The sequence below is a fragment of the Nonomuraea sp. NPDC003754 genome (assembly GCF_053605785.1).
On record NZ_JBSGJX010000042.1, the window covers coordinates 64617 to 71429 of the forward strand.

A 6813-nucleotide genomic window follows, 5' to 3' on the forward strand; every position below is an offset into this window, starting at 1 on the left:
GCATAAAGGATAGACCGTGGGACGCTCCTTCAGATACCTGCTCGCCGCCACGACCTCGGCCAACCTCGCCGACGGCGTGCTCCTGACCGGCGCCCCGCTGCTCGCCATCACCCTGACCCGCGACCCGGCGCTGGTCTCGCTGGCCGGTGTGGCCACCACGCTGCCGTGGCTGCTGCTGGCGCTGCACGCCGGCGCCCTCGCCGACCGCGGCGACCGCCGCCGGATCATGGTGGTCACCGCGTGGGCTCGGGCCGTGGCCCTGGCCGGTACGGCCGTCGCCGTGGCCACGGACGCTCTCAGCCTGCCGCTCCTGCTGGCCATCCTTCTGGTCTCAGGGGCCTGCGAGGTCTTCAACGACACCGCGGCGCAGAGCGTGCTGCCGATGGTCGTCGGCAAGGACGATCTCGGCAGGGCCAACGGCCACATCGTCGCGGCGCGGACGATCGGCAACAGCTTCGTCGGCGCGCCGGTGGCCGGGTTCCTGGCCGCCCTCGCGCCGGCCGCCCTGTTCGGCGCGCCCGCGCTGCTGTACACCGCCGCGGGGCTGCTCCTGCTCGGCATGCGGGGGCGCCACCGCTCCGCCACCGTCTCCACGGCGCCCCTGCGCCAGGACATCGCCACCGGCCTGCGCTACCTGGTGCGCGACCGCACGGTCCGCGACCTGGCCGTCGCGGCCGGCGTGATGAACATGTGCAGCTCGGCCTACCTGTCGGTGTTCGTCCTGTGGGCGGTCGGCGAGGAGTCGGTGATCGGCATGACCGCCGGCCAGTACGGCGCGGTCCTGACGGTCCTGGCCGTCGGCGCCATCGCGGGCTCGCTGCTCGCCCATCGGACCGCCCGCCGGTTCGGCGAGGGCAGGACGCTGGTCATCCTCTGGACCGTCAACGGACTCTCCCTGCTGCTGCCGGTGCTCGTGCCCACCGTCCCGTCGGTCTACGTCACCGGCGTCCTGCTCGGCGCCACCAGCGCGGCGGGCAACGTGCTGGTCGTCTCCTTCCGCCAGCGGATCATCCCCGAGGAGCTGCTGGGCCGCGTCAACTCCGCCTACCGGCTCATCGGGATGGGCGGCAACCCGCTGGGCGCGGCGCTCGGCGGCGTCGTCGGCGGCGTGGCGGGCCTGCCCGTCGTCTTCGTCGGGGCGGTCGTCCTCTGCCTCATGGTCATGCCTCTCGCCGCCCGGGCTCTTGCCCGCACACCCGAGCCTGTGGCTGTGTGAGTGGTATGGCCGAGCGCACGCGCGTACTCAAGTCAGGCGAGTCGATGAACCCCGGCGACCGGATCCTCTCGCGCAGGACCGCACAGGGCTGGCGGGAGTTCAAGCTGGAGTATCAGACCGACGGCAACCTCGTCCTCTACGACCAGGGCACCCTGCCGAGCGACAGGTACGGCAGGCCGCTGTGGGCCACCGACCACTGGGTGCCCGGCGGGAGGCTCACCATGGACCGCGGGCGCTCGCTCGGCCTCAGGAACGCCGCGGGCGCCGTCTGGCCCGAGCCCGCCTTCCGCCACCCCGAGGGCTCCTTCCTGGTCCTGCACGACGACGGCAACCTCGTCATCTACGCCCCCGACGGCAGGCCCGTCTGGTCGCCGTGCACGGGCACCGAGATCAGGCAGGCCTCCTACAACCGGATCAGAAGCTTCGAGTCCATCGAGCACGGCTTCCCCATCCGCTCCCCCGACGGCAGGCACTCGCTGGAGATCACCGACAAGGGCGTGCTGACCCTCTTCTCCGACGGCGTGGCCCGCCGCCACGCCAGGATGACCTCACCCCAGCGCGGCAGCGTGTGCGTGCTCCAGCCGGAGGGCGCGCTGGTCGTCTACCGCGCGGCCCGCGACCGCAGGCGCCACCTGGTCTCCTTCCGCTCCGGTACGGCAGGCGCGCCCGGCGGCGAACTGGTCCTGCGCGACGACGGCAACGCGGTCCTGACCGACCCGTCAGGAAAAGTGATCTGGGACTCGGACTCGACGTTCTTACCGCTCTGACCTGCATGCCTACGAACGCGCATATATCTAGATCAGTCGAGGCGGCATATCCTTCGCGATCATTTGACATCATTACCCCTAGCGACGAGGGGATGACATGCGGGAGATCGGCGGCGGGCGATACCGGCTTGGCGAGCAGGCGGGCCGGGGTGGGATGGGCGTGGTGTGGCGCGCGTTCGACCAGCTTCTCCACCGTGAGGTGGCGCTGAAGGAGCTGACACTGGTCGGCGAGGCCGAGGCGGTGCGCAGGCGCGTGCTGCGCGAGGCCAGGCTGGCGGCGCGGCTGACCCATCCGAGCATCGTCACCGTCCACGACCTCGTCGAGGAGCAGGGCAGGCTCTGGATCGTCATGGAGTACCTGGAGGGCCTGTCGCTGCACGACCTGCTCTCCCAGGTCGGCACGCTGCCCGACACCTCCGTCGCCGGCCTCGGCCGCCACCTGCTGGGGGCGCTGCGCCACGCGCACACGTCAGGCGTCCTGCACCGCGACGTCAAGCCGGCCAACGTCATGCTGACCGGCGACCGGGTCGTCCTGACCGACTTCGGCATCGCCACCGCCGAGGCCGACCTGACCTCCACCCGCTCGGGCGGCCTGCGCGGCACCCCCGCCTTCATGGCGCCCGAGCGGCTGTCCGGCGGCATGGCCACCAAGGAGGGCGACATGTGGTCGTTCGGGGCCACGCTCTACAGCGCGGTCGAGGGGCGGCCGCCGTACCCGGGCAAGGACGCCGCCAGCGTTCTCGCGCTCTACCGCCAGGGCGGTTTCCCTCGCCCGCGCCGGGCGGGGATGCTGCGACCGCTCATCGAGGGTCTGCTCCACCACGACCCCGCGCGCCGTCCCTCGCCGGAGCGGGTGGCGGGCATGCTGGCCAGTGTCCGCGCGCCGGGAAGCTACCAGGAAGCGATCTGACGAGGCGGCCCCCCGAGGGGCCGCTCAGCAGTCGCAGCCGCAGGAGCAGCCGTCGCCACAGCACCCGTCGCCGCAGCACGAGCAGCAGTCGCCGCAGTTGCCGCAGGCCTCGCAACCGCTGCAGTCGAGCCGGGAGCAGCAGCCGCGCTCGTGCTCCTCGTCCCACTCCGGCCGGTACAGGCCGCAGGTGCAGCAGCTCAGCGTCGTGCACGCCAGCGACAGCAGCCCTCCGGGGTCCACCGGGCGCCGCTTGACGCGTTCGGGGCTGTCCGGATCGGTCGCCGCGAACGCGCGGGTGACCGCATGGCCGGCTTCTTTGACCAGCAGCGCCCGGACCAGGCCGTGCCGCTCCAGGTCGAGGTCCTCCACCGCCAGCCGCAGGCCCAGCAGGGCGTCGTCGCAGTGGCGCCGGGCGCCGGCCAGGTCCGTGCCGGTGGCCGCCAGCGGGTTGTAGGCGCCCTGGGCCCGGTCGCGGGGCAGGTCCTCCACCGCGTCGAGCAGGTGGGCCAGCCGGCCGAAGAAGCGGCCCGCCTCCCGCAGCGTCTGCCGGTTGTGGGGCTTGCCGGCCAGCACCGCCGTGTGCTCGAAGGCGGCGGCGACCGCGGCCTCGGTGGGCGCGGTCAGCTCCAGCAGCGACAGGCCCGGCGTGCGTTCGAGCCGGGTCTGCTCGCGCACCGCCAGCGTGAGCGGTCCCGGGTCGAAGCCGAGCGCGCCCGCCGTGTCGGATCCTGCCCGCGACCAGCGGGCGGCCACGCGCTCGGCGGCCGCGGCCACCAGGCGGCGGCGGTAGAGGGCGTCGCCGTCGGCGACGTGGTCACGCAGCTTTCCGGCCGCCAGGACCAGCGAGACCGACGCCGCCAGCCGTACACCCTGGGCCTCGACCACGTCGGCGCCCTTGAACCCGCGCAACGCGCACGGCGCCGCCCGCCTGCGCGGCGCCGCCGCGACGGTCTGCGCCTCGGTCAGGACCGAGACCAGCAACCCGTCGTAGTTCGTCACCAGCCTGGAGGCATGGCCGTGCTCGTCGCGCAGCGCGAGGCACAACCCGCACAGATGCGCCATCCACTGCTTGAACAACCCACCGCATAACGCATGGCGGCACGGGCGGACGATCCCAAACATTCGACCCCTTCGGTACGGCTGGCAGCCAGCCTCCCAGAAGATCGCTACTCGTCGTCCTTGCGGCGTTCGGCCTCGGCGGCGTCCATGGCCGCGGCCTCCTCGGGCGTGGGCGCGGTGCCGCCGAGGTGGGCGGGCTGCCACCACACGCCCGGCGGGATCTCCGGGTAGGTCCGCTGCGCCCGGTCGACCAGCTCCGACATCCTGGTGTGCAGTTGCGTGGTCAGCTCGGCCATGTCGTCGCCGCGCTTGGGGTGCATCGGCTCGCCCACCAGGATGGTGAGCGGCACGTGGCGCTGGGTGAGCCGCTTGGGCCGGCCCTTGGTCCACAGCCGCTGGCTGCCCCACAGCGCCACCGGGATCATCGGCACCTTGGTGGCCTGGGCCATGCGGATGGCGCCGTTCTTGATGTCCTTGACGGTGAAGGAACGGCTGATGGTCGCCTCGGCGAACACGCCCACGATCTCGCCCGCCTTGAGCATGCGCAGCGCGGTGGCGTAGGAGCCCGCGCCCGCGCCACGGTCGACGGGGATGTGGTGCATGCCGCGCATGAGCGGGCCGGAGACGCGGTGCTTGAAGACGTCGTCCTTCGCCATGAAGCGCACCAGCCGTTTGGCCGGCAGCGCGGCGAAGCCGGCGAAGATGAAGTCGAGATAGCTGATGTGGTTGCTGACCAGCACCGCCCCGCCCGTGCGCGGGATGTGCTCGGTCCCCTCCATGTGGAAGCGGTAGTCCATGATCCGGAAGAGGGTCCGCGCGGTGGCGATAACCGGCGGGTACACGATCTCAGCCATGTGCAGAAGGTAACGCACTCGCCGAGCGCTCAGCACCGGCGCGTGATCACTGGAGGCCCCGCCCTCCTGGACAGCTGTCAGAACTCCGGGTCAAGATTGAGGTAAAGAGGCGCTTCGGCCCGCATCCAGGCGTAAACCGGAGAAGAGGTCGGCGTGATCGCACGTCCCTTGGAACGAGCGGGCAGGAGGATGCGCGTGAAGAAGCTCATCAACAACCCGGAGTCCGTGGTCGCCGACGCGCTGGCGGGGCTCGCGGCGGCCCACCCCACGCTGCGGGTCGACGTCGGCGGGCGGGTGGTCTGGCGGGCCGACGCCCCACGGCCGGGAAAGGTGGCGCTGGTCTCGGGCGGGGGCTCGGGACACGAGCCGCTGCACGCGGGGTTCGTCGGCCACGGCATGCTCGACGCCGCCTGCCCCGGCGACGTCTTCACCTCGCCGGTGCCCGACCAGGTCGTCGAGGCGACCAGGCGCGTCGACGGCGGAGCGGGGGTGCTCCACGTCATCAAGAACTACACCGGCGACGTCATGAACTTCGAGATGGCCGCCGAGCTGTGCGCCGAGGAGGGCATGACGGTGTCCAGCGTCGTGGTCGACGACGACGTCGCCGTCCAGGACTCCCTCTACACCGCCGGGCGCAGGGGCACGGGCGCCACGCTGTTCGTGGAGAAGATCGCCGGCGCGCTGGCCGAGAGCGGCGCGCCGCTGGCGCAGACCACGCGGATCGCCGGGCAGGTCGCGGCCCGCAGCAGGTCGTTCGGCATCGCGCTGACCTCCTGCACCGTGCCCGCCGCCGGCAAGCCCACCTTCGACCTGCCCGAGACGGAGGTCGAGCTGGGCATCGGCATCCACGGCGAGCCGGGCCGCTCCCGCGCTCCCCTCGCCCCCGCGCGGGAGCTCGCCACCGTCGCCATGGACGCGATCCACGGCGACCTGCCCCTCGCCGGCGACCTGCTGGTCATGGTGAACGGCATGGGCGGCACCCCGCTGATCGAGCTCTACGTCGCCTTCGCCGAGGTGGCGGCCTACGTCAAGGCGAAGGGCGCGCGCGTGTCCCGCTCGCTGGTCGGCAACTACGTCACGAGCCTCGACATGCAGGGCTTCTCGGTGACGGTGTGCCGGCTCGACGCCGACCTCACGCGCCTGTGGGACGCGCCCGTGCAGACGCCCGCGCTGCGGTGGGGCCGCTGATGGACCTCGCCTTCTTCACCGCCTGGATCCAGGAGACCATCCGGGTCGTGTCGGTCAACCGCGACCGGCTGACCCGCCTCGACGCCGCCATCGGCGACGCCGACCACGGCACCAACCTCGACCGTGGTTTCACCTCCGTCCGCGAGGCGCTGGCCGAGAGCCCGCAGGACAACCCCGGGCAGCTCCTCACCCTCGTGGGCACCACCCTGGTCCGCCGGGTCGGCGGCGCCTCCGGCCCCCTGTACGGCACGCTGTTCCGCCAGCTGGGCAAGTCGCTGGGCGACGCGCGGGAGGTCTCCCTCGGCGACCTGGCCACCGCCTTCGCGACGGCGATCGACGCGGTGCGGCGGCTCGGGAAGGCGGCGGAGGGCGACAAGACCATGGTCGACGCGCTGGCACCCGCCTCGCGCGCGCTGGCCGACGCGGCGCGGGAGGGCCTGCGACCCGACGACGCGCTCGAGCGGGCGGCGGTGGCGGCGGCCGAGGGGGCCAAGGCGACGATCCCCCTGCAGGCGCGCAAGGGCAGGGCGAGCTACCTGGGCCCGCGCAGCGTCGGCCACGAGGACCCCGGCGCCGCCTCGGCCGCCCTCCTCGTCTCCGCGCTGCGCCCGTGACCTCCCCCGCGGGGGGCGGCCCGGGACACCCGTGGCGGGAGGACGAAGGTGACGGCTCGGCGGGGCCGGCCCGGGACACCGGTGGTGGCGGGAGGACGAAGGTGACGGCCCGGCGGGGCCGGCCCGGGACACCGGTGGTGGCGGGAGGACGAAGGTGACGGCCCGGCGGGGCCGGCCCGGGACACCGGTGGTGGCGGGAGGACGA

General features: G+C 73.0%; 7 protein-coding genes. 5 read left to right on the plus strand and 2 right to left on the minus strand.

The window, feature by feature from the left end; all coding sequences use genetic code 11:
• The first annotated feature begins 16 nt into the window (after nt 1-16).
• From ACWEVS_RS36935 to ACWEVS_RS36945, 3 genes are all read left to right on the plus strand, one after another.
• Nucleotides 17-1216, plus strand: coding sequence for an MFS transporter (locus ACWEVS_RS36935; RefSeq protein ID WP_452555372.1), 1200 nt, complete (start codon nt 17-19; stop codon nt 1214-1216).
• A 5-nt stretch (nt 1217-1221) separates the two neighbouring features.
• Nucleotides 1222-1983 (plus strand): hypothetical protein, encoded by a 762-nt coding sequence (locus ACWEVS_RS36940; RefSeq protein WP_452555374.1) that lies wholly within the window; start codon nt 1222-1224, stop codon nt 1981-1983.
• 97 nt (nt 1984-2080) lie between these two features.
• Nucleotides 2081-2893: a serine/threonine-protein kinase gene (locus ACWEVS_RS36945; protein WP_449920720.1), complete on the plus strand. Its 813-nt coding sequence runs from the start codon at nt 2081-2083 to the stop codon at nt 2891-2893.
• Between the two features lie 24 nt (nt 2894-2917).
• Here ACWEVS_RS36945 and ACWEVS_RS36950 read toward each other — a convergent pair whose 3' ends face one another.
• Together ACWEVS_RS36950 and ACWEVS_RS36955 are read right to left on the minus strand one after the other, a co-directional pair.
• Entirely contained in the window at nt 2918-4015 is a 1098-nt protein-coding gene (locus ACWEVS_RS36950) for a DUF5685 family protein (protein WP_449920722.1), read from the minus strand.
• A gap of 44 nt (nt 4016-4059) precedes the next feature.
• Nucleotides 4060-4806, minus strand: a complete 747-nt coding sequence (locus tag ACWEVS_RS36955) for a lysophospholipid acyltransferase family protein (RefSeq protein ID WP_452555376.1) — start codon at nt 4804-4806, stop codon at nt 4060-4062.
• A 195-nt stretch (nt 4807-5001) separates the two neighbouring features.
• Between ACWEVS_RS36955 and dhaK the strand changes: the two genes are divergently transcribed.
• Nucleotides 5002-5994 carry a dihydroxyacetone kinase subunit DhaK gene (gene dhaK / locus ACWEVS_RS36960; RefSeq protein ID WP_449920726.1) on the plus strand — a complete coding sequence of 331 codons (993 nt, stop codon included), beginning with the start codon at nt 5002-5004 and terminating at the stop codon, nt 5992-5994.
• Nucleotides 5994-6608: a dihydroxyacetone kinase subunit DhaL gene (gene dhaL, locus ACWEVS_RS36965; RefSeq protein ID WP_354910697.1), complete on the plus strand. Its 615-nt coding sequence runs from the start codon at nt 5994-5996 to the stop codon at nt 6606-6608. Before dhaK ends, dhaL begins: the two co-directional genes overlap by 1 nt.
• Nucleotides 6609-6813 lie beyond the last annotated feature (205 nt).